The organism is Neorhizobium sp. R1-B (genome assembly GCF_004368875.1).
In the GTDB taxonomy this organism is placed as follows: Bacteria; Pseudomonadota; Alphaproteobacteria; order Rhizobiales; family Rhizobiaceae; genus Neorhizobium; species Neorhizobium huautlense.
Map to the genome: position 1 here is coordinate 21,415 of NZ_SOEM01000025.1, position 20,059 is coordinate 41,473.

General features: G+C 61.7%; 20 protein-coding genes. 4 read left to right on the forward strand and 16 right to left on the reverse strand.

The genetic code is table 11. The features are described from left to right. Nucleotides 1–61: 61 nt before the first annotated feature. The 9 genes from EDE05_RS23100 to EDE05_RS23135 form a co-directional block, all read right to left on the reverse strand. The gene (locus EDE05_RS23100; protein WP_105374529.1) at nucleotides 62–2,029 is read right to left on the reverse strand and encodes a 5'-nucleotidase C-terminal domain-containing protein; all 1,968 of its coding nucleotides are present in this window, start codon (nucleotides 2,027–2,029) and stop codon (nucleotides 62–64) included. Nucleotides 2,030–2,242: 213 nt separating this feature from the next. Beyond that, the gene (gene omp10 / locus EDE05_RS23105) at nucleotides 2,243–2,605 is read right to left on the reverse strand and encodes an outer membrane lipoprotein Omp10 (RefSeq protein ID WP_105374528.1); all 363 of its coding nucleotides are present in this window, start codon (nucleotides 2,603–2,605) and stop codon (nucleotides 2,243–2,245) included. 145 nt (nucleotides 2,606–2,750) lie between these two features. Then, complete coding sequence (locus EDE05_RS23110) at nucleotides 2,751–4,196, reverse strand: homospermidine synthase (RefSeq protein WP_105374527.1); 1,446 nt, start codon at nucleotides 4,194–4,196, stop codon at nucleotides 2,751–2,753. Nucleotides 4,197–4,350: 154 nt separating this feature from the next. Continuing rightward, entirely contained in the window at nucleotides 4,351–5,283 is a 933-nt protein-coding gene (locus tag EDE05_RS23115; RefSeq protein WP_132413207.1) for a DUF3445 domain-containing protein, read from the reverse strand. 131 nt (nucleotides 5,284–5,414) lie between these two features. Continuing rightward, nucleotides 5,415–5,582 carry a hypothetical protein gene (locus EDE05_RS26970; protein WP_157949106.1) on the reverse strand — a complete coding sequence of 56 codons (168 nt, stop codon included), beginning with the start codon at nucleotides 5,580–5,582 and terminating at the stop codon, nucleotides 5,415–5,417. An 83-nt stretch (nucleotides 5,583–5,665) separates the two neighbouring features. Beyond that, complete coding sequence (locus EDE05_RS23120) at nucleotides 5,666–6,043, reverse strand: DUF4440 domain-containing protein (RefSeq protein ID WP_105374525.1); 378 nt, start codon at nucleotides 6,041–6,043, stop codon at nucleotides 5,666–5,668. 6 nt (nucleotides 6,044–6,049) lie between these two features. Then, nucleotides 6,050–6,730: an aminotransferase class IV family protein gene (locus EDE05_RS23125; protein ID WP_105374524.1), complete on the reverse strand. Its 681-nt coding sequence runs from the start codon at nucleotides 6,728–6,730 to the stop codon at nucleotides 6,050–6,052. Continuing rightward, on the reverse strand, nucleotides 6,715–7,890 hold the full coding sequence (locus EDE05_RS23130) for an aminodeoxychorismate synthase component I (RefSeq protein WP_105374523.1): 1,176 nt from the start codon (nucleotides 7,888–7,890) through the stop codon (nucleotides 6,715–6,717). Before EDE05_RS23130 ends, EDE05_RS23125 begins: the two co-directional genes overlap by 16 nt. Nucleotides 7,891–7,898: 8 nt before the next feature. Continuing rightward, the gene (locus EDE05_RS23135) at nucleotides 7,899–9,758 is read right to left on the reverse strand and encodes a M3 family oligoendopeptidase (RefSeq protein WP_105374522.1); all 1,860 of its coding nucleotides are present in this window, start codon (nucleotides 9,756–9,758) and stop codon (nucleotides 7,899–7,901) included. A 164-nt stretch (nucleotides 9,759–9,922) separates the two neighbouring features. Here EDE05_RS23135 and EDE05_RS23140 point away from each other — a divergent pair, with 164 nt between their 5' ends. Next, on the forward strand, nucleotides 9,923–11,488 hold the full coding sequence (locus EDE05_RS23140; RefSeq protein WP_105374521.1) for a sigma-54 dependent transcriptional regulator: 1,566 nt from the start codon (nucleotides 9,923–9,925) through the stop codon (nucleotides 11,486–11,488). A 253-nt stretch (nucleotides 11,489–11,741) separates the two neighbouring features. Then, a complete protein-coding gene (locus EDE05_RS23145; RefSeq protein WP_105374548.1) occupies nucleotides 11,742–13,556 on the forward strand; it encodes a DUF882 domain-containing protein in 1,815 nt (604 codons plus the stop codon). A 72-nt stretch (nucleotides 13,557–13,628) separates the two neighbouring features. Here the strand turns inward: EDE05_RS23145 and EDE05_RS23150 are convergent, their stop codons facing one another. The 3 genes from EDE05_RS23150 to EDE05_RS23160 all read right to left on the reverse strand — a co-directional run bounded on the left by EDE05_RS23150 (nucleotide 13,629) and on the right by EDE05_RS23160 (nucleotide 15,105). Next, on the reverse strand, nucleotides 13,629–13,901 hold the full coding sequence (locus EDE05_RS23150) for a DUF2312 domain-containing protein (RefSeq protein ID WP_105374520.1): 273 nt from the start codon (nucleotides 13,899–13,901) through the stop codon (nucleotides 13,629–13,631). 82 nt (nucleotides 13,902–13,983) lie between these two features. Next, nucleotides 13,984–14,292, reverse strand: coding sequence for a DUF1244 domain-containing protein (locus EDE05_RS23155; RefSeq protein ID WP_105374519.1), 309 nt, complete (start codon nucleotides 14,290–14,292; stop codon nucleotides 13,984–13,986). A 21-nt stretch (nucleotides 14,293–14,313) separates the two neighbouring features. Beyond that, the gene (locus tag EDE05_RS23160; RefSeq protein ID WP_105374518.1) at nucleotides 14,314–15,105 is read right to left on the reverse strand and encodes an N-formylglutamate amidohydrolase; all 792 of its coding nucleotides are present in this window, start codon (nucleotides 15,103–15,105) and stop codon (nucleotides 14,314–14,316) included. Between the two features lie 262 nt (nucleotides 15,106–15,367). Here EDE05_RS23160 and EDE05_RS23165 point away from each other — a divergent pair, with 262 nt between their 5' ends. Together EDE05_RS23165 and pyk are read left to right on the forward strand one after the other, a co-directional pair. Further along, complete coding sequence (locus EDE05_RS23165) at nucleotides 15,368–15,778, forward strand: DUF1036 domain-containing protein (protein ID WP_105374547.1); 411 nt, start codon at nucleotides 15,368–15,370, stop codon at nucleotides 15,776–15,778. Beyond that, entirely contained in the window at nucleotides 15,778–17,217 is a 1,440-nt protein-coding gene (pyk, locus tag EDE05_RS23170; RefSeq protein WP_105374517.1) for a pyruvate kinase, read from the forward strand. The genes EDE05_RS23165 and pyk overlap by 1 nt, the downstream gene beginning before the upstream one ends. 78 nt (nucleotides 17,218–17,295) lie before the next feature. Here pyk and EDE05_RS23175 read toward each other — a convergent pair whose 3' ends face one another. From EDE05_RS23175 to ykgO, 4 genes are all read right to left on the reverse strand, one after another. Beyond that, complete coding sequence (locus tag EDE05_RS23175; protein ID WP_132413205.1) at nucleotides 17,296–18,027, reverse strand: hypothetical protein; 732 nt, start codon at nucleotides 18,025–18,027, stop codon at nucleotides 17,296–17,298. A gap of 75 nt (nucleotides 18,028–18,102) precedes the next feature. Beyond that, nucleotides 18,103–19,143 (reverse strand): alpha/beta hydrolase, encoded by a 1,041-nt coding sequence (locus tag EDE05_RS23180; RefSeq protein WP_105374515.1) that lies wholly within the window; start codon nucleotides 19,141–19,143, stop codon nucleotides 18,103–18,105. Nucleotides 19,144–19,156: 13 nt separating this feature from the next. Further along, nucleotides 19,157–19,756, reverse strand: a complete 600-nt coding sequence (locus tag EDE05_RS23185; RefSeq protein ID WP_105374514.1) for a hypothetical protein — start codon at nucleotides 19,754–19,756, stop codon at nucleotides 19,157–19,159. A gap of 98 nt (nucleotides 19,757–19,854) precedes the next feature. Beyond that, entirely contained in the window at nucleotides 19,855–19,980 is a 126-nt protein-coding gene (ykgO, locus tag EDE05_RS23190) for a type B 50S ribosomal protein L36 (RefSeq protein ID WP_006726873.1), read from the reverse strand. Between the last annotated feature and the right edge of the window lie 79 nt (nucleotides 19,981–20,059).

Genomic DNA, 20,059 nt, shown 5'->3' on the forward strand with positions numbered 1-20,059 from the left:
GCCCGGAAAAGCCCGGACCGGCATTTTGACAAGAGACAAATTGTCCAGTCAGGAGGATGGCCTATTTCGCCGGCAGTTCCAATTCCTTGCCGACCTGGATGAGGTCCGGATTGGAGAGCGAATTGGCCTTGGAAATCTTCGTCCACTCTTCGCCATTGCCATAGGTGCTCTCGGCAATCTTCCAGAGCGAATCGCCCTTGACGACCGTGTATTTGGTCGGGCCTGCCGGCTGGGGAGCAGCCGGTGCCGCCGGAGCGGGTGTCGCCGGGGCTGCTGCTGTCTGAGCGGGAGCCGGGGCGGCGGGGGCCGCAGGTGCAGCTGGAGCGGCAGCAGAAGGAGCCGGTGCCGTCGGGGCTGCAGCGGTCGGCGCCGGCGGAGCGGCCGGAGCCGGCTTCGGCGGCGGCGTGTAGCTCGCCGGCGTCAGGTCGGTGATGCGGCCATCGGTGTAAGGCTTGTACGGGTTGTGGGCGCCGAGATAATCGGCCAGCGCCAGTTCCAGGTTCGGGCCGAAGTCATAGGCATTCTGGGCGCCGGTGGCGAAGACCTTGTAACCGTCACCGCCGCCGCGGACGTAGTTGTTGGTGACGACGCCATAGGTCTTGTTCGGATCGATCGGAACGAACTTGTCGCCTTCCTTGACCTGCACGTCGCTGACCTTGGATCCGGCCGGCTTGGACTTGTCGAAGGAATATTTGAGGCCGGAAACCTGCGGGAAGCGGCCGGCGCCGTCATCGATCTGGCTCACGCCGTTTTCCAGCGCGGCGACAACGTCGGAGCCTTTGAGCTGGAAGGTCGCGATCGTATTCTGGAAGGGAAGAACGGTCAGGACTTCACCCATGGTGATTTCGCCGGCGTCGATCGAGGCGCGTAAGCCCCCGCCATTGGCGATCGAGATGGTGATGCCCTGGTCCTTCACACGGTCGAGCTGGGCATCTGCCACGAGATTGCCCATGAAGCATTCCTTGGCACGGCAATTGCGGCGATCGCCGTCGATGACCGCTTCGGATGCTCCGACGACCTTCTTCTTGAGGTCCTCGATCGGTGCCTTCAACTCGTTGATCCGGTTGGTCATGGCCTGATCGGGCTGGAACTTGGAATCCATCAGGATGGGTTCGCCGCTCGCTTCCTTGACCATGCCATTGTCATCGAAGACGACCTTCAGGTCGCCGAGATACTTCGAATACTGGTAGGCCTGGACAACCGGAACCTTGTAGCCGGCGGGGTTGTCGGACCAGGTCGGATACGGACCCGCGGCGTCCTTGACGGTGTTGGAGAGCAGCGTGTGGGTGTGGCCGCCGACGACAACGTCGACATCCGGGATCTTGGCGATAGCTGCAAGATCGCGCGGATAGCCGACATGGGTCAGCGCGATGATCTTGTTGACGCCTTGGCCTTTCAAGGCCTGCACGGCTTCGGTGATCTTGGCGACGTCTTCGGCGATCTGGATATTCGGGCCCGGATTGGCAATTTCCGGCGTGTCGTTGGTGACGGCGCCGACGATGCCGACCTTCTGGCCGCCGACTTCGAGCACGATCGACGGCTTGATGCGGTCGCCGATCTTGGCAGCTGCAGTCGGCACGACATTGGCGGTGACGACCGGGAACTGGATCTTGTCTAGGAAGGTGGCGAGGACGTCGTCGCTGTCGTCGAATTCGTGGTTGCCGACGGTCATGGCGTCGAACTTCATGGCGTTCAACACTTCGGCTTCCGTCGCACCCTTGTAGGTGGTGTAGAAGAGCGAACCCTGGAAGTTGTCGCCGGCGTTCAGCAGGATGACATTCTTGTTCTCAGATTTCAGGCCATCGCGGGTCTGGTTGATCGCCGTCAACAGGCGGGCTGCGCCACCGAAGCATTCGTTCTTTCCGGCCTCTTCCGCCGAGCAGGTGGAATCGCTCTTGTTGATGGCTTCGATGCGCGAATGAAAGTCGTTGATGTGCAGGATATTGAGCTCGTAGTCGGCGAGCGCCGCGCCGGTTGAAAGGGCGATGACCGAAGCGGTCGTCAACCCAAATCTCAATGTCTTCATCATCTGATTTCTCTCTCCTATTTTTACCGGCCGGCTTCTCGCCGCCTCGCCCCGATTGTTCTAGCGTCCCACCGTGACAATCGTTGTGCAGCGCATGTTTTCATCAAGACCAAGCGGTTTCAAGGGAAATATGACAAGGTTGTGCGAGCGCGTGGTTCTTCCCAAACGCGAAAACCCCGCCGAGGCGGGGTTCCGGAAAACTAAAAATACCGACTCTTAGCTGCGGCGCGTCAACGAGAACTGGGCGCCGCTGTCCTGCGTGCAATTGAGCTGGCTCGGATTGACCAGCGCGCAATTGACGCGCGACTGGGTCTTTCTCACCAGCGACGTCATGTTGATCTCCACCAGCGTTGGCGACAGGCTGGTATAGGTGCCCGAGGCGAGCAACGTGTTGCTGTCACTGGAACGCGTGTTGAACGTGCCGGCCTGGAACGAGGAGACGATGCCGTTCGGATCGACCCAGGTGCCTTCGACGCCCTGAGGCTGAGCCGGCGCCGATACGCGGGTCGGCTGCGGAGAGGAAACGCAGGCGCTCAGGCTGGCAGCGGCGATGAGCACAAGGCTCGCTTTGATTTTCATGATCTGTCTCCCGCGACTCGGTCGTCCCATTCGGCAAAACATGCCGTTCGGAACCTATGTAACGCAAGATGTGGCGTTGAAAAGGCAGAAGTTTCGAGAGGCAAAAACCGCCTGTCGATAACAGGCGGTTTTGCACATGCGAGCGTCAGCGGACGAGGATGTTCCTGAACTGCCACGGATCCCTCTCGTCGAGGTCTTCCGGGAAGAGGCCCGGGCGGCCGTCGAGCGGGGTCCAGTCGGTGTAATGGCCTTCGACCGGGCCGAGATAGGGAAGCTGGACTTCCAGGCAACGCTTGTAGTCGATCTCGTCGGCTTCGACGATGCCGGCGCTCGGGTGTTCGAGCGCCCAGACCATGCCGGCAAGAACGGCCGAGGTGACCTGCAGCCCGGTGGCGTTCTGGTAAGGCGCGATGCGGCGGGTTTCTTCAAGCGACAGGCGCGAACCGTACCAGTAGGCATTCTTCTCGTGGCCGTAGAGCAGCACGCCGAGTTCATCGATGCCGTCCTCCAGCTCGTCCTCGTCGAGAACGTGGTGGACCGGCTGCGGATTGCCGCCATTGCCGAACATCTCGTGCAGCGACAGCACGGCGTCGTTGGCCGGGTGGTAGGCGTAGTGGCAGGTCGGGCGGAAGGTGACTTCGCCGTCCTTGTCGCGAACCGTAAAATAGTCGGCGATCGAGATCGATTCGTTATGGGTGACGAGGAAGCCGTATTGCGGGCCGGGCGTCGGGCACCAGGTGCGCACGCGGGTATTGGCGCCGGGCTGTTCGAGATAGATCGCCGCCTGGCAGCCCTTCTTGTGCCGCTTGGCGTTCTTCGGCATCCACTCTTCATGGGTGCCCCAGCCGAGCTCGGCCGGCTGCATGCCTTCGGAAATGAAGCCTTCGACCGACCAGGTATTCCAGAAAACGTTGAGCGGCTTCGGATGTTTCGTGCGCTGGGTGTCGCGTTCGGCGATATGGACGCCCTTGACGCCGAGCTTCTTCATCAGCTTTGCCCAGCCTTCGCGGTCATGCTGGCTCGGCTCGTCGAACTTCAAGCCGATGTCGTTGGCAAGGTTGACCAGCGCCTGCTTGACGAACCAGGAGACCATGCCCGGATTGGCGCCGCAGGTGGAAACGGCGGTTGCGCCGCCCGGGTTCTTTTCCTTTTCCTTGCGCACGGTTTCACGCAGGGCATAATTGGTGCGGTCGGCATTTTTCATGTTCTTGTCGAAATAGAAGCCAAGCCAAGGCTCGACGACCGTGTCGATGTAAAGAACGTTCAGCTTGCGGCAGAGCTTCATCAGGTCGAGCGAACCGGTGTCGACCGAAAGGTTGACGCAGAAGCCCTGGCCACCGCCCTTCGTCAGAAGCGGCTTCAGGAGATCCTTGTAGTTGTCTTTCGTCACATATTCCTTGATGTGACGGACGCCGTGCTTGGCCAGGATGCCCGTCTCGTCGTCGCGAGGATCGATGACAACCATCCGGCTCTTGTCGAACTTGAAGTGGCGTTCGATCAGCGGCAGCGTGCCGCGGCCGATCGAGCCGAAACCGATCATCACGATCGGACCGCTGATTTCGGCATAAACCGGATAGTTAGGCTCTGACATATCTTTCTCCTTCGGATCGGCAGCCGAACGGCCGCTGGCCCGCTTCTTCGGCAGTGGACGGATGACCTTTGCGCACGCGCAATTCGCGGCGCTCTAGATCATAAAACCGCGTCACAATAAAGAGGCTGCCGGCCTTTCCGGAAAAATCTGGGATTTATCCAACTGTCGCGGGATTGGTTGCCATTTTTCGCAGCATCGCGATTAGGCTGTCGCGTTTCCGGAGCAGACCCTTGTAGTCAGCCTGCTCCGGTGTCAGGGCTTCGAGCTGATCGGCGAACGACGAGGCAAGTTCCTTGCCGTTCGGCTGGCCCGCCAGCGCGGTGACCGGATCGAGATAGATACGGATGGTGAAGAGGATATCGCCCGATACGGGCATCTTCCGCAGCGTCTGGCGTTCGACGCGGACGAAGGCATCTCGCGGTTGCATCGGATCAGTTTCGTGGGCGGGTTGAGAGGCCGGTCGATAGAGGGCATAGCCCCAGTTCACCGACCAGTTCCAGCGCACGACGAAGCGATCCGGCGACAGGTTGTCGAACATGCGGTTGATGAGGCCGGCATTGCGGCTGCCGCCGGCAAAGTCCGGGACCGGCGCATGTATCTCGTCCATCACCTTGCCGAACTTGTCGGCGAGCGACCAGGAGGAGGGGAAGGCCAGGAAGGCGGCAGCGATGCGCCAGCCGTTATCGCCCTTGCGCATGATGACGAGATCGTCCTGTACCAGGAAGCCGGCCGAAAGAAGCGGCGGCGAGCGGTCGTCGGCAAGATCAACGGTGTGGCCGGCCATTTCCATGAGGCTGCCGGTCCGACGATAGATGGCCGGATGGTGGGCCGGGAGATATTCTGCAAGCGCGTCGATGATTTCCTGCTGGGCTTGCTCCGTGCCGGGCTCGGCGCGGAAAACCCGTTCCCCATGCTCCGCGAACAGCTTCTTCTTTTTCGAAAGATGATAGGCGAGATCTCCGTCTGGCTCGATCCAGCGCGCAGGATCGAGTTGCAGAAGCCCGATGGTGAAGGGCGTCGAGGAGCCGTCATAGGGCGTGTAGCTGAGGTTTTTTTCCATCATGCCGTTCGATTGTCGTTTCAGCATCGGTTTAAGCCATATTCACTCAGTTGTAAAAATTGCCCGCGGGGACTTGGAACAAGAAAGCGCAGCCCTACAAATTATACTGCAGTGCAGCATGCGGGGCGTAATTGGATGAGACTATCCAGCAGGGCGGTTTATATCGTCGCGGAAATGTTCAGGGCATGGGGGCCGCGCGAGGCAGCATTGAAGGCCTGGACACGGATATCGCCGCTGCAGGAGGAGGCCCAGAGAAGCCGCAGCGAGTGGCGCACGTGGCTCCTTTTCTGGGTGGTCTTTCTGATCGGTTGCACCATGGCGGTCATAGTGGCTTCCTCAAAGGAGCGCGGCGGCCCAGGGGCGGCTTTCCTTCCGATCCCCGAAATGCCGGAAAGTCTCTAGGAGCCCGCTATTCCGTCGCCGTGCCCTGATGGAAGACCATGCGCCATTTGCCATCCGCATCCAGACGCCAGATGGAGCTGCGGTTGGTAAACTGCCTGTTGCCGTCCGCATTGAGCCGCGTGCCGCGATAGGTGGCAAGCGCTATCGTCTCGCTCAGCATCGAAGCGGCAAAGTTCGAAATCGAACTGTTGGCCGGTCCATCCTCCACCACCAGACGGGTCATGATGTCGTTGAACGTATAGGCAAGGCCGGAACGCCCGAACTCGCGGAAGTCGGGCGCCAGGAGCTCGCGCAGCCTTGCCTCGGAGCTGCGGACCTCGCGCGTCTGCAACGCCGTTTCGAGTGAGAGAAGGTGGTCGGTAAGTGATTGCGGCGGCGCGGGCATCGATGTCTACCCCGCGTTTCGGCGGGCGACCTTGTCGTCGCTGACGCGTTCGGCCTGTTTTTCGCGACCTGCGAGCTCGGCGGCGATGAGGCCGCGAAGCGAATTGCCGACGAAGAGACGGCGACCATCGAGGTCTTCCGCGCGAAGTATCTGATTGCGCGCCTTTCCCTCGCGGATCAGCTCGGCCCGCAATATGCCCGGCAGAAGTCCGCTCATCAGCGGCGGCGTGAGCAACTGTCCGCCTGCATCCTCGACGAAAACGTTGGTGATCGTGCCTTCGCAGATTTCGCCGCGCTCGTTGAGGAGGATTACCTCGTCGGCCTCATCAGGCGAAAATTCGGAGCGGGCCACTTCATAGGGTTCCCGCCGGGAGGTCTTGTGGCGGAACAGGGGATCGTCCGAAGTAAGTCTTGTGGCCGCAACCCGGATACGCCACACCGTCCCGGCCGGAGCGGGGATGAAAGGCGTTGTCGTGATCTCGACCTTGCCGCGGTAGGTCATGACGAGGCGAACGCGCAGGGCGGCGTCGCCACCGGTGGCCGCCTCGAGCTGCCTGAGCGTATCCGGCGGCGGCGGGCGGAATCCGAGGGCATCGGCCGAGCGCTTGAGCCGGCGCAGGTGCTGTTCCAGGCGCAGAAAACCCGAATCCGGTTCCCAGCGCATCGTTTCGATCAGCGAGAAATCCATTGATCGCCTACCGCAAAACGTGCCTTCAGAAGACACTCATCATACTCGGCCTTGGCCTCGGAGTCGAAGACGATGCCGCCCCCGACATTGAAAACTGCCTTGCCGTCATTGAAAAGCGTGATCGTGCGGATTGCCACCGAAAAACGCATGGGGCCGGCGGGATCGCAATAACCGATCGCACCGCAATAGACATCGCGGGGGCGGGCCTCCAGCCGGGACAGGATCTGCATGGCCCACATCTTCGGTGCTCCCGTGATGGACCCGCAGGGAAACAGCGCCGCAAGGATCTGCGGGAAACCCACCTCGGGCAGGAGTTTTGCCCGCACATGGCTCACCATCTGGTGGACGGTCGGATAGGTCTCGATCGCGAAGAGTTTCGGGACGGACAGCGTGCCGACCTCGCTGACGACAGAGATGTCGTTGCGCAGGAGATCGACGATCATGCGGTTCTCCGCCTGGGTCTTTTCGTCCGCAAGCATGGCTTCGACGATGGCTGCGTCCTCTTCGGCGGTTTGGCCGCGCGGCGCCGTCCCTTTCATCGGATGGGTTTCGATGAAGCGCTCGGCATCGACGGAGAAGAAGAGCTCCGGCGATCGCGACAGGACGATCGGACCGCCGAGGTGGACAAGGGCGCCGTAGCGAACGGGCTGGCGGGCGACGAGAGACCAGAAGGCCTGACGCGGATCGCCCTGCCAGGCGGCGGTGATCGGCATCGTCAGGTTCGCCTGGTAGCAGTCGCCGCGACGCAGATGCTGATGGAGGCGGTTGAACCGTTCCTCGTAGGTTGCGAAATCCCACCCGGCGCGCGGTTCGCTAAGGAACGAGCCCTCGGAGGAACCGTCGTCGACGATTGCGCCGGGCGGTCCTGCTAGCGGATGCTCGCTGCCGGAAGGCTTGTCGAAGATGCCCATGGCGATCAGGGGCGTTGCCCGGTTGTCGACGATCAGCGGCCGGAGCTTTTCCTCGAACACATAACCGGCCTCATAGGAGATATAGCCCGCGAGCCAGCGGCCGGCGCGGCGTGCTTCTTCCAGATGCTGCAACGCCGGCAGAACCTCGGCGGCAGTGCGGGCAAAGACGACCTCCTTCGGCCGGTCGAAGACGAGGCTCCGGCCGGCAGGATCGTCGCGAAAGAGCGCGTAGGGCGCCTTCTGCTCCATCGGGATACTCAGGCGCCGTTGTCCAGAGCCTCCAGCTCGTCGATCAGGCTTTCGATCATCGACAGGCCCTTCGACCAGAAGGCCGGGTCGGTGGCGTCGAGGCCGAACGGCTCAAGGAGTTCCGAATGGTGTTTGGTGCCGCCCGCCTTCAGAAGCTCGAAATACTTCTGCTGGAAGCCCGGTGCGGCGTTCTGGTAGACCGCGTAGAGCGAATTCACCAGGCAGTCGCCGAAGGCATAGGCATAGACGTAGAAGGGCGAATGGATGAAGTGGGGGATATAGGTCCACCAGCTTTCATAACCCTCCGAAATCCTGATCGCCGGCCCCAAGCTTTCGGCTTGGACCGACAGCCACAATTCGCCGATCTGTTCGGCCGTCAATTCGCCTTGCTTGCGGGCGGTGTGGACCTTGCGCTCGAACTGGTAGAAGGCGATCTGGCGCACGACCGTGTTGATCATGTCCTCGACCTTCTGGGCAAGCATCGCCTTCCTCTCGCGCTTGTCCCTGGTGTTTTCGAGGAGCGCGCGGAAGGTCAGCATCTCGCCGAAAACCGAGGCGGTTTCCGCGAGCGTCAGCGGAGTCTGGCACATCAAGGCACCCTGATCGCCGGCGAGCACCTGATGCACCCCGTGGCCGAGTTCGTGGGCGAGCGTCATCACGTCGCGCGGCTTGCCCATATAATTGACGAGCACATAAGGATGGGCAGAGGGCACGACCGGATGCGCGAAAGCGCCCGGTGCCTTGCCCGGTCGTACCGGGGCGTCGATCCATTCCTCCTCGAAGAAGCGGCCGGCGATCTCGGCCATTTCCGGCGCAAAACGCCGATAGGCGGAAAGCACTGTTTCCTTTGCATCGGTCCAGGGAATAAGGGCAGTCGGGGCCTCGGGCAGCGGCGCATTGCGGTCCCAGAAATTCAACTGCTCCATGCCGAGCCATTTTGCCTTCATCGCATAATAGCGGTGCGACAGCCGTGGATAGGCATCCTTGACCGCAGCGGCCAGCGCATCGACGACTTCACGCTCGACGCGATTGGCGAGATGCCGGCTGTCGGCAATATCCTGGAAGCCCCGCCAGCGATCGGAGATTTCCTTGTCCTTGGCGAGCGTGTTGGTGATCAGCGTGAAGACGCGGAGGTTTTCGTGGAAGGTCCTGGACAGCGCGACTGCGGCCTTGGCGCGGGTTTCCGGCTGCGGCTCCTGCAGCATGTTGAGCGTCACTTCGAGCGGCAGCTTCTCGCCGTCCACCTCGAAGCGCAGCTCCGCCATGGTTTCGTCGAACAGCCGGTTGAAGGCGGCGGCGCTGGTCATCGATTTTTCGAGGAAGAGCTGTTCCAGCTTGTCGTCGAGCTGGAAAGGCTTGTCCTTCCTGAGGTCGACGATCCAGGGCCGATAATGGCCGGCGGCCGGATCGCGATCCATGCAGACATCCATGACCGCGTCCTCGATGCGGTTCAGCTCGAGCGCAAAGAAAAGCAGATGCGACGACAGATCGGTCAGCTTCGTCTGCACGTCGCCGTAGAACTTGCCGTTGGCCGGATCCGTCGTGTTGGAAAAATAGGTGAGGCCGGCAAAGGAGCCGAGCTTGCCGAGGAGATCGTCCAGCGCCTCGTATTCTTTCAGCGCCTCGCCGAGCCCGCCGGCGCCGGTCTTTGCCGCGGCACCGGAAAGCTTACCCTTCCACTTCTCCTCGAAGGCGAGCGAAAGTGCCTCCGCCTTTTCCATATCTGCCGCGAAGGTCGGCGCGTCCTTGGCAGGATAGAGATCCGAAAGCTTCCAGACCGGCAGCAATCCGAGCGCCGGGTCGGAAGCGGCGCCGCCTGCGGCAATCGCGGCGGGAATCTCACGGCACACGGTTTCTGGTCGTCTCATCGCCTTGTCCTTCTGATATTACGGTCCGGTTTATGCGAAGTTGTTTTCATCGCCCTCAGTTAAAATGCAAGCTTTTCTCAAAAGGGGATGTTCAAGCCTTTCTGACACAACCGGCTACATAAGAGCCCGAAAGGGGGCACGATGAACGTAGCCGGGAGCCGAGCATGATTGCGCAAATCCTCGTTGTCGATGACGATCCGATTCAACGCCGCCTGTTGAAGAATGCTGTGGAGCGATATGGCCACGCCGCCCACCTCGCCGAAAACGGTCTCGTTGCGCTTGAGTTCCTGAAGCGAACCGCGGTCGACATCAACGTCATCGTGCTCGACCTGATGATGCCGGAGATGGACGGCTTGACCTTCCTCTCGGCGATCCGGGAGCTCGGCATCGAGACGCCCGTGATCGTCCAGACCGGACAAGGCAGCATCGATTCGGTCGTCCAGGCGATGCGGGCCGGGGCGTTCGATTTCGTCGTCAAACCAGTTTCGCCGGAGCGGATCGCGGCTTCGGTCGCCAATGCGCTGAAGCTCGACCAGAAGGAATCCAAAGCCCGTGCCGGCAGGCGCCAGCGCCCCGGCACCGTCGGCTTCGGCGATATCGTTTCGGCAAGTCCCGACATGCTGCGGGTCATCGATCTTGCACAACGTGCCGCTCATTCGAACATTCCAGTGGTTCTGGAAGGCGAATCGGGCGTCGGCAAGGAAATGATCGCTCGCGCCATCCAGTCGAACGGGGACAGGGCCGGCAAACCATTCATCACCGTCAACTGCGGCGCCATTCCGCACAATCTTGTGGAAAGCATCCTTTTCGGCCACGAGAAGGGCGCCTTCACCGGCGCCTCGGAAAAGCATACCGGCAAATTCGTCGAGGCGGACGGCGGCACGCTTTTCCTGGACGAGATCGGCGACCTGCCGCTCGATGTGCAGGTGAAGCTGCTGCGCGCTGTGCAACAAGGCGAAATTGAGACAGTCGGCGCCGCCAAAGTGCAGAAGGTGAATGTCCGCCTCATTTCGGCCACCAACAAGGATCTGATCGAGGAAGTGCGTGCAGGCCGCTTCCGCGAGGACCTCTATTACCGCCTCAACGTCTTCCCGATCACGATCCCGGCGCTGCGTCGCCGCAAGGAGGACATTCCGCATCTCGCCCGCGTCTTTGCCGAGCGCTTCTCGACCGAGCAGAAGCTGTCGAAGACGCTGACAGTCGGCCCAAGCGCTCTAGCGCTGCTGACGGCCTACGACTGGCCGGGCAATATCCGTCAGCTCGAGAATGCGGTTTTCCGGGCCGTGGTGCTCGCAGAAGGCGACGAACTGACCGACGCGGATTTCCCGCAGATCGCAGCGCAGGTGCCGGAATTCCATTCGGCGGAACTGGTCGCAACCGCTGCCGCTCCGTCGCCTTCCGTCGCCGCCGACCGCGCCATGCGCGAGGCTCTCGCCGAATCGCCCGTCTTTGCCAACAGCGAAAAAGCGCGCGCCGGAAAGCCGGATCCGAAGGCCATGCTGGCGGCGGCCTATCCGACGGCTGACAATATCATCGTCAGCACCGACGAGACCGGCGAGGTGCGAAAGCTCGCTGACGTGGAGGAAGAGCTCATCCGCTTTGCGCTCAAATTCTATCGCGGCCAGATGAGCCAGGTCGCCCGCAAGCTCGGCATCGGACGATCCACCCTTTACCGGAAACTCAAGGATTACGGCATCGACCCTGACGATCCGTTGAAAGAAGCAGCGTAGGAACAGTGCATTAGAAATGATTAACCTTCGCGCAAGGAAGTCCTGTCAACCTCTGTCAATCTCCTATTAGTCAATTGTTGACTATACGGAATAAGGTTGTACATGTGTGGCACATTTGCCATCGTGTCACCGCAATTGACAGTCATTTGAGGCAACGTGGGACGTTGTCGACAGGACGGGGATCGTTTTGCCGGATCAGTATGCAAAAGAAACGCCTTCGGGTGAGAAGGCGCCGGGCGGCAAAGCCGGGCTTATGGGAACTTTCACCAAGCACGTCGTTGCCGCAGCGTTGCTGCTTTTGACGGCGTTTCCTATTCTTTCCGGCTCAGCCACCCAAGCTGCTGCCGAAGATCGCAGCCTGAAGCTTTATTTCGTGCACACAGGCGAAAAAGCAGTCATTACCTTCAAGCGGAATGGCAGATACGACCAGCGCGGCCTGCAGCAGATCAACCAGCTCCTGCGCGACTGGCGCAAGAATCAGCCGACCAAGATGGACCCGCGGCTTTTCGACCTCGTCTGGGAAGTCTATCGCCGTTCCGGTGCCTCCGATTACATCCACGTTGTCTCGGCCTTTCGTTCGCCTGAAACCAACGGCATGCTGCGTTCGCGGTCCCGAACCACGGGCGTTGCCAAGAACAGCCAGCATATGCTCGGCAAGGCCATGGATTTCTACATACCGGGCGTGAAGCTTTCTACGCTGCGCGCGCTCGCCATGCAGATGCAGGTCGGGGGCGTGGGCTTTTATCCGAAATCCGGTTCGCCCTTCGTGCATCTCGACGTCGGCGGTGTTCGCGCCTGGCCGCGCATGTCGCGCCAGGAACTGGTGCAGATCTTCCCGAAGGGCAATACCGTTCATCTTCCCGCTGACGGCAAGCCGCTGCCGGGTTATGAACAGGCGCTTGCCGACTACAAGAAACGCGTCAGCTCCAGCTCGATCCAGATCGCCAGCACCGCCGGCGGCGGCATCCGCGGCGAGGAGACCGGCCGCAAGCGGCAGCCTAACCTGCTGGCCTTCCTGTTCGGCGGCGGTGGTGCCGACGAGGAGGAGGACAACGAGGAAAGCAGCACGCCGGCCACCGCGCAACGTCCGGCACCGGCCGCAAAACCGGCACCGGAAGAGGAGCCTGCGGCTCCCGTGATGGTCGCTTCGGCTGCGCCGCAGCCGCCTCAGGCCGATATCGCAGCACCCGTTCCGCTTTCGCGTCCGGCCTTCCGCTCGGATGCGGCCCCTGGCGGCTTTGCGACCGCGCTTTATTCGCCGGCACGCAATCCGGCGCAGGAAGCTCTTGCGATCCAGGCCTCCGCTCAGGCCAATATGCAGCAGAACGGCGAGAACTTTGCGGATCTTTCCGCCTATGAGATCCCGGTTCCGACCCTGCTCGGGCCACGTGGCCTGAAGGGCGATGCCGACAACGGCGTGATGACGGCCTCCGTCGGCCCGATGCAGCCGCCGCAGGAGATGGCCGCTATTCCGCTGCCTGCTCATCGCCCTGCCGCGGCGGCAGCTGCTCCGGCTTCGCGGCACGATGCCAACGAACAGGAACTGACGCCCGAACTCGTGGCTGCCCTTTCGCAGAGTGTCGAGCCTGCGCGCCAGGCAATGCCATCGGCGCCTTCGGCCGCCGTTCCGGTCCCGGCGCAGCCCAAGGCCGCGGCTCTACCCGCACCGCCAGCCGTGCCGGTCCAGAAACCGGTCCAGACGGCTGCCGTTTCGCCGAAGGTCATCCAGTCGTCTTCCGCCAGGAAGGGCATGCAGTTCGGCGACGGGTTCGATGCGCCGAAGACGCCAGTCGCTGCCTCCACCGGCGCCTTGCCTGCGCCGACCAAGGGCGGCCGTACAGCCCAGCCTGCCTCCCAGGCATCCAGCAAGGGCCTGACCGGCGATATGGTTGCGAAGTGGGCTCTCAACAATAATCGCGCCGAAGAGGTCGCTTCCATGAAGGCGCCGCGCGTGACGAACCGGACGCTGAATGCCGACTATTCGGCAGCCTATTCCGGCGGCGGCTTCAAGCCGGTTGCCGCAGCGGTGGCGATCGATCCCAACCGCTTCAGCGGCCCCGCGAACTGAACCGCTCGAGAATTCGCAGCAAGAAAAAACCCGCCGAGTGGCGGGTTTTTGGTACTCTCGGATCCGGGAGCTTCAGGCGGCGTCCTGATCGGGAGCTGACTCGATCATGCCCAGCGCCTGCAGGTAGGTATCGAGGATCATGTCCTCTTCCATGCGTTCCTGGTCGTCCTTCTTGCGCAGCGCAATGACCTTCTTCAGGATCTTGGTGTCGAAGCCCATGGACTTGGCTTCGCCATAGACGTCCTTGATATCGTCGGCGATCGTCTTCTTTTCTTCTTCCAGTCTTTCGATGCGCTCGACAAATGCGCGGAGTTGGTCGCGGGCGACGCCATGAGCATCAGACATCGGGATCTCCTGATGAAAATTTGAATGAGTGGTCGTCAACTGCCGAAAAGCTGCCGGAAGGTCAAGACAAATCGCCTGTCGATCAACCGTGCGCGGGCTTGTTCACTTCGAATGCGGCTTTTTGAGCGTCGCTCGCTTCGGCCTGGTGGAGATTTTTCCACTCCTCGTAAGGCATGCCGTAGACGATCTCGCGCGAGGCGTCCTTGGAAAGGTCGACGCCCGCTTCCGTTGCGGCGTCGCGGTACCAGTTGGACAGGCAGTTGCGGCAGAATCCGGCGAGATTCATCAGATCGATGTTCTGCACGTCGGTCCGTTCGCGCAGATGCTGCACCAGACGCCGGAAGGCCGCGGCCTCGAATTCGGTCTGCTGTTCCTTCGAAAGTTCGGTCATCGGAACATCTCCTGGTTCTCTTCAAGTCGGATAGGGACCCGTACGCGACGGGAAGATCCTGTATTCGTGCAATGTGGGGTCGGCATTCAGCGTCTTGAAGACCGGCGCCAATCTTTCGGCCCAGGCATCGACGCCACGCTCATCGCCAATCAGGTCCTGCCGCACCTCGAGGAGGGCATGCGGCGTGCCTGATATCATGCAGTGACGGTACATGGTGTCGCCCTTCAACGCACCGTCATAGGGTTCGTTGTCGCCGACGAGGATATCGCCCGGTTGCCGCAAAAGTTTAAGAAACGGAAGGACGGCGCGGTGATCGCTGTCCCAAAGTACTGCCGCGTGCCAGGGTCTCGGCACGCCCTTCCAAAAGGGCGTGAAGGAATGCAGCGACAGCACGAGCGGAGCCCGGCCGGATGCGCCCGCCTTGGCAATCGTCCGCTCGACCGCGCGGTGATAGGGGCGGTGATATGTATCGAGCCGGAGCGCCCATTCCTCTTCGGTGATCGGATGATTGCCGGGAATGATCGCACCGTCGGAAATCTTCATGACCAGGGTCGGATCGTCCTCGCCGCGGTTCGGGTCGATAAGCAGGCGGGAGAAGCAGCCGAGCACGGCCGGGACATCCAGCATGCCAGCGAGCCGGCGGGTCAGCATCTCGATGCCAATATCGAAAGCGATATGGCGCTCGAATGCGCTCGGCGGAAGTCCCAGGCTTCCGTATCGGGCCGGCAGCCGGTTCATGGCATGATCGGCAAGCAGCACCATGCCGGCGTCATAATCGCCTTCTATGATTTCGAACGGAATGAAGTCCTGCATGTGGCGCGGGGAGTAGCTGTCGTTTCGTCGATATCGGTGATGGCATGCGCAGCCGCCGGGCGCAAGCGGCGCTGGACCAGTTAAAAGGCACTGGTTGGTGGCGTGAAGGTTGGCTAATCGATTAGACTTTCGTTGACTTTCCGATTCCGGCGCGCGAAGAAAGTGCTTCACGAATAACCATGGAGTCCTGACGGAAACCGTGTCGAAAAAATCCCCGAAAACCTATCTCCGCTCCCTCTTTTCCGCCCCGGCACTGTTCGCCATGGCGGCGGCCGGAGCGCCGCTGCTTGCGGCGGGCGCTGCGCATGCAGATTTCCGCGTCTGCAACAGTACGCAGAACCTTGTCGGGGTGGCCATCGGCTACCGCGCGACGGAAGGCTGGACCACCGAAGGCTGGTGGCAGGTGCCCGCCTCCACCTGCGCGACGCTGATCGAGGGCGAGCTGCAGTCCCGCTATTATTATCTTTATGCGGAGGATGCGGCCCGCGGCGGCCGCTGGACCGGCAATGTCAACATGTGCGTCGCGGAAAACGAGTTCAAGATCGTCGGCGTCAACGATTGTTTCGCCCGTGGCTTTCAGCGCATGGGCTTCAAGGAATATGACACGGGCCGTCAGGGGAGCTGGATGGTCCAGCTTTCGGACACGCCTGGCACACAAGAAGGCCAGAATTGATGAGGCGCTACCGCAAAGTTAAGATCCTTGCCACGCTCGGACCGTCCTCCGCCGATGAGGAGATGATCCAGAAGCTGCACGAAGCGGGGGCCGATCTTTTCCGGATCAACATGAGCCATGCGAGCCACGACCTGATGCGGACGCTCATTCAGCGCATCCGGTCGGTCGAGGCGCGTTGCGGGCGACCGATCGGCATTCTCTGCGACCTGCAGGGCCCGAAGTTGCGGGTAGGCAAGTTCGCGGCCGGCAAGGTGACGCTCAAGGTGGGGCAGACCTTCACGCTCGACAATCGCGACGAGCCAGGCGACGAAAATCGCGTTTTCCTGCCGCATCCCGAAATTCTTGAAGCCGTGAAGCCGGGTCATCGCTTGCTGATCGATGATGGCAAGCTGGCTCTGAAGGCGGAGAAGGCCGATGGCAAGAGCATCGTCTGCACCGTGGTTGCCGGCACCAGCATTTCCGACAAGAAAGGCGTCAGCCTGCCCGATACGCTGCTCGGCGTCGGGGCACTGACCGACAAGGACCGCGTCGATCTCGATGCAGCGCTTGCAACCGGCGAGGTCGATTGGGTGGCGCTCTCGTTCGTGCAACGTCCCGACGACCTGGCCGAAGTACGCAAGATCGCCCGGGGCCGTGTTGGCGTGATGTCGAAGATTGAAAAGCCGCAGGCGATCGAACGCATCGACGAGATCATCGAGCTTTCCGATGCGCTGATGGTCGCCCGCGGCGACCTCGGCGTGGAAATGCCGATCGAAGCGGTGCCGGGCATCCAGAAGCAGTTGACCCGCGCCTGTCGCCGTGCGGGCAAGCCGGTCGTCGTCGCGACGCAGATGCTGGAATCGATGATCTCCTCGCCGGTGCCGACCCGCGCGGAAGTCTCGGACGTCTCGATCGCCGTGTTCGAAGGCGCCGATGCAGTCATGCTGTCGGCAGAATCGGCATCGGGCCAATATCCGGTGGAAGCCGTCTCGATGATGGCGTCGATCGCCACGACCGTCGAACAGGACCCGCTTTATCCGAGCATCATCTATTCGCAGCGCGCGACACCGGAGGCGACAGGCGCCGACGCCATTTCGCTTGCTGCCCGCCAGATCGCCGAGACATTGCGCCTTTCGGCGATCGTCACCTACACGTCATCGGGAACAACGGGCCTGCGCGCTTCGCGCGAACGGCCGCAGGTGCCGATCATCGCGCTGTCGCCGATCATCCAGACGGCACGCCGGCTTTCCATCTGCTGGGGCACCCATTGCGTCGTCACCCACGACGCGGAAGATCTCGACGACATGGTCAATCGCGCCTGCCGTATCGTGGTGTCGGAAGGTTTCGGCAAGCCGGGCGACCGGATCATCATTTCGGCCGGTGTTCCGCTCGGCACGCCTGGTGCCACCAACATGTTGCGGATTGCCTATATCGGCTCAGACGGCCAGACGGGTATCTGAGGTTTTCGCCAGCAACCAAAAACGGCCGGAGCGATCCGGCGGTTTTTTGCTGAGCAGTTTCCCTCGGCGGATGGAGCGCTAAATCGTGATGCTGACCGTTGGCAAAGCGGAGACCGTGCTGGTCAGGGCGTTGACGGAGGCGTCGAGGTTCTGGGCACCGGACAAGGCGGCGGTGCCGTTCTGCTCGCGCAGCTTCCGGGCGGCCTCTTCCAGCAATGCCTTGATCTGGCGTGCGACGGAGCTGAATTCCATTGCCGTCTTGATGTCGTCCGGGGAGAGCCGGGGCGTATTTCGCGGTGTTTCGCCCATCTCCTCGAGATAGGCCCGCTCTGCGTGGGAGACGGGTCTCGTGTCCTCAACTGACCTGTCGCCTGACGCAGCCTGCTTGCTCTGATCCAAAACCGGATCGGCTGTATCTCCTGTGGACGGAGTATCGGCAGGCGCGGATGACGTGAGCCCGCCGGCTCCGGGCAAAGCCTCGGCAAATTCGCGGGCAGCACCCGCAACGATCACGCTGAGCTGGGCCGCCTGCTTGGCGATCACGTCCGGGTCGAAACCCCAGCGGCGCATGAATGCGAGCTGCTGCTTGGCGTCCTCGAGCTTTCGCTTGGCGCGCGCCTTTATCTGTTCCTCCGCTTCCTCCGTCGCCTTGGTCAGCGATGTCAGGCTATGAACCAGGGGATTGTATAGCTCTTCTTTTCGACCGGATGAACCGGACGATGCCTCTGTGGCGGCGTCTGTCCGGGGGGATGCCTCACCCGGCTTCGCGGACCGTGCCGGGTAGTCCCTGCCAATGCTGCCGATTTCCATCACGTGTCTCCGATTCCGTTTGGTCGGAGGTTGGGATGGGCACCTTGCTTCGGGCTGGCGTAATTCTACTGGGTGTCAGGTCTTCTCGATCGACAGGTCCATTTCAACCGGTGCTTCCTGGACCCGAGGCGCGATGCGTGCTTCCGCCAGGTGGGCGGCTGCCTGCAGGTCGCGAGGCAATCCCGCAAGCTTCTCGATCGCCGCCACCACGACGTCCGTCACGACGTAATCCGGTTTGTGGCCGAGATGACGGATCCAGACGAGTTCCGACCCCTTGATGTCGCGCGCCAAACCACGCGAATGGATTTCCTCCGCAACGATCGCGTCCGTGTCGCCGGTGATGATCACCGTCGGCGCGACAATCTCGCGGTAACGCTGCGAGATGCGTGTCACATACGCATTCAGATTGGCGACATCGATCGCGTTGTGGCGAAAGTTTCGCGGACGCAGGACAAGAGCCGGCGCCCCGTCATTGAGGTAGGTCTCGGGCCGGGGATTGGGATGAAACACCGATCGGGTTGCGGTTTCCATCAACGCCAATCCCGCGGGGAGGGCCAGGAGATGGCTGAACAATCGCCCGAGAATGGGTCTCGCAGTGAGATTGTAATACCAGTCGATGCTGCCCGGCCAGGGATGAGTGGCCGGCGCCAGCAACAGCAGGCCGGTCGTCTTCTCAGGGTGGAACAGCGCAAAGCTTGCGGCGATCGCTCCGCCGAACGAATGGCCGGCGATGATCGCGCTCTGGATGCCGCGCTTTTCCATCAATCGGGCGATCGCGGCGGCCTGACCATCGGGAAAGTCGTTTTCCGGGCCGCCGCGTTCGGAATAACCATGTCCGGGCCGGTCGATGAACAGCATCTCCGCGCGGCCTTCCAGCGCTTTTCGGAAGGCGATCTCCTGATCGCGCAGATTGCCGCTGGCGCCGTGGATGAAGACGATGGCCGGCAGATCGGCGCCGGATGGTCCGGGTATATGCAGCGAATTCATACGGAAGCCGCCGACGTCGATCAGTTCGCCGGCATTCGGGAATTGGGCCTCGATCACCTTCGCTTTCCAGGCGGTGAAACCGAAAGCGGAAGCGACGATGCCGATGAGAGCGAGGAGCGGGATCAGCATGGGAGGAGGGAGGTCAGGTCCGGTTTCCGGCGATCTTTTCTGAAAGCTTCGTCACTGCTTCCTGCGCCTCTCGATCTGCCGGATAGATGGCGAGATAATCTTCCCATGCCTTGAGCGCCAGTTCGTCCTTGTCGGCTTCCATGAGAATGCCGGCCATTCCGGCGAGCGCCCCGAAATGACGGGGCTCGCGCTTCAGGACTTCGGCAATGTCGGCCATCGCCTTGCGGGCATTGCCCATGGTGTAGTGCAAGGTGGCCCGCCGGTTCCAGCCCTCGGGATAGGCTGGGTCAAGCAGCGTTACCCGGTCGAGGAAATCGAGGGCCGCGGCGTTGCGCTTCTCCTTGATCGCGTCTGCCGACCACTGCATCAGCAGGTTGACCGTGGCGCTGCCCGAATCGCTCATGTCCGAGGCGATCTGGCTAGCGATCCCGCGCGCCTTATCCGGGTCGCGTTCGCGCCTCAGCGCATCAAAGAGAGGATCGAGGGAATTGGCCGGTCTTGCCGCCGAAGCAGGCATAGTCGACGGCGCGGTTGGCGCGGGCGTCTGCGCAATCGCAGGCGAGGCGATGAGGGCCGAGGCCAGAATCAGGGAGTTCAAACGAAAATAGCGCATGCGGATAAGGTAATCCGCATGCGCCGAAGGTCAAACCCGATTTGCCGGTCTGTCGACAATTTGATCGGCCGGCAGATGCCGAAGCCGAAAAAATCGTATCAGCCCTGACGAGCCTTGAAGCGCGGGTTCTGCTTGTTGATGATGTAAATGCGGCCCTTGCGGCGAACCAGACGGTTATCGCGGTGACGAGCCTTCAGCGCCTTGAGCGAGTTCTTGATCTTCATTGTACTGATCCAGCAGTCTGTGGGCCGTTAAGCCGCTTGTCCTTATCAATCAAAAGCGCGCCGCCTTTTTCTTGGAGGG